The sequence below is a fragment of the Kitasatospora sp. NPDC056783 genome (assembly GCF_042789895.1).
Lineage (GTDB): Bacteria > Actinomycetota > Actinomycetes > Streptomycetales > Streptomycetaceae > Kitasatospora.
Genome location: NZ_JBHUAF010000666.1, coordinates 1 through 1,988, shown reverse-complemented (window position 1 = coordinate 1,988; position 1,988 = coordinate 1). Strand labels below are relative to the sequence as shown.

2 protein-coding genes are annotated in these 1,988 nt (G+C 76.0%); one reads left to right on the top strand and one right to left on the bottom strand.

Annotated elements, in window-relative coordinates; translation table 11 throughout:
* Positions 1–64: 64 nt before the first annotated feature.
* Positions 65–682 carry a TetR/AcrR family transcriptional regulator gene (locus tag ACFRMQ_RS40435; RefSeq protein ID WP_380735911.1) on the bottom strand — a complete coding sequence of 206 codons (618 nt, stop codon included), beginning with the start codon at positions 680–682 and terminating at the stop codon, positions 65–67.
* A 73-nt stretch (positions 683–755) separates the two neighbouring features.
* Between ACFRMQ_RS40435 and ACFRMQ_RS40430 the strand changes: the two genes are divergently transcribed.
* A complete protein-coding gene (locus ACFRMQ_RS40430; protein ID WP_380735910.1) occupies positions 756–1,976 on the top strand; it encodes an amidohydrolase family protein in 1,221 nt (406 codons plus the stop codon).
* The last annotated feature ends 12 nt before the right edge of the window (positions 1,977–1,988 follow it).

Here is a 1,988-nt window from a genome sequence, read left to right as displayed (position 1 = left end):
CCCTCGGCGTCTCCACCGGCCCGTGAGCCCGTCGGCCCGCCGGTCTCCCGGCCCACCGGCCCCGTCAGGCCAGCAGCCCCGACAGCACCGCGGACGTCGCCGTCAGCAGGTCCTCCGCGACGGCTCCGCCCGCCGCCGTCCGGGTCAGCAGCCCCTCCCGGGCCGCCAGGACCACCGTCGCCGCCTGGACGGCGCTCGCGCCCGGGGGCACCAGCTCCGGCAGCGCCCGCTCCAGGACCTCCGCGAGCGCCCGCGCGACCTCCCGGTCGTGCGCGGCGACCTGCTCGGCCAGCGCCGCCGTCCGGGCCGCGACCAGCCGGAACTCCAGGAACAGCAGGATCCAGCCGGCGTCCGCCGGCTCCACTCGCAGCAGCGCCCCGACCAGTCGCTCCGCCCGTTCCCCGGGCGCCAGCCCCTCGCAGGCCGCGGCCAGGTCCGCCAGTTCGGCCATCCGCCGCGCGGCCTCGTCGTCGAAGAGCGCCAGCAGCAGCTCCTCCTTGCCGCCGAAGTTCGAGTAGAAGGCGCCGCGGGTGTAGCCGGCGGCAGCGCAGACGTCCTCGATGCTCGTCCGGGCGAAGCCGGCGGAGAGGAAGAGCTCGCGCGCCGCGGCGAGCAGCCGGGCGCGGGTGTGGACGCGGCGGCGGGGCGGCCGGGGGGCGGTGTCGGCGGGGGGCGGGTTCACAGGGGAACGATACATGGTGTATTCAGTACGAGTCGTATTCAATACGAGCCGTACTGAAACGAGGGTCGTCGTCATGAGTCGTCTGCTGGTCACCAACGCCCACCTGCTCCACCCCGAGGACGGCACCCGAACCGACCTCGGCTGGCTGGAGGCCGCCGACGGCCGGATCGCCGCCACCGGCACCGGCCGGCCGCCCGCCGCCACCGAGGGCGTCCGGGTCCTCGACGCGGCCGGCGGCACCGTCCTGCCCGGCCTGATCGACGCCCACGTCCACCTGCTGGTCACCTCGCTCGACTTCCACGACCTCGCGAACTGGACCCCGGGCTACGCCACCGTGCGCGCCCTCGCCGAGGCCGAGCGCATGCTGCGCCGAGGCTTCACCACCGTCCGCGACGTCGGCGGCGCGGACCACGGGATGGCCCGCGCGCTGGCCGAGGGCCTGGTGCCCGGCCCGCGGCTGCTGCACGGGGGCAAGGCGCTGTCCCAGACCGGCGGCCACGGCGACCTGCGCCCGCTCGGCGAGGACGCCCTGCCCTGCTGCGAGTCCCGCCCGCACTTCGGCCGGATCGCCGACGGAGTCGACTCGGTGCGGGCCGCCGCCCGGGACGAGTTCCGCAAGGGCGCCCGCCACCTCAAGGTGCTGGTCTCCGGCGGCGTCGCCTCCCCGCACGACGAGATCGGCGCGGTCCAGTACAGCGAGGAGGAGATCCGCGCGGCCGTGGAGGAGGCCGACAACCACAACCGCTACGTCACCGTCCACGCCTACCACCCGCGCGCCATCGACCGCGCCCTGCGGGCCGGGGTGCGCTGCGTCGAGCACGGCAACCTGCTGGACGACGGCACGATCGCCCTGCTGCTGGAGAAGGAGGCCTTCCTGGTGCCCACCCTGGTCGCCTACGAGCAGACCGCCAGGCTCGGTGCCGCCTCCGGCCTGCCGGCCGCCTCCGTGGACAAGCTGGCCGAGGTCCGCGACCGGGGCCTGGAGGCGCTGGAACGCGCCCACCGGGCGGGCGTCGACCTGGTCTACGGCAGCGACCTGCTCGGCCCGCTGCACCCGGCCCAGCTGGAGGAGTTCACCCTGCGGGCCCGGGTCCAGCCGGTCGCGGACGTGCTGCGCTCGGCGACCACCACGGCGGCCCGGCTGCTCGGCATGGCGGGGGAGATCGGCACCCTCGCCCCGGGTGCCCACGCCGACCTGCTGGTGCTCGACGGCGACCCGCTGGCCGACCTCACCGTGCTCACCCGCGCCGACCTCCACCCGAAGCGGGTCGTCAAGGCGGGCGTCCTCGTGTGAAAAGGCGGGTCG

Bases quoted from the DNA above. Each gene is read 5' to 3' on its own strand.
- ACFRMQ_RS40430 (WP_380735910.1), top strand. From the start codon at position 756: ATGAGTCGTCTGCTGGTCACCAACGCCCACCTGCTCCACCCCGAGGAC.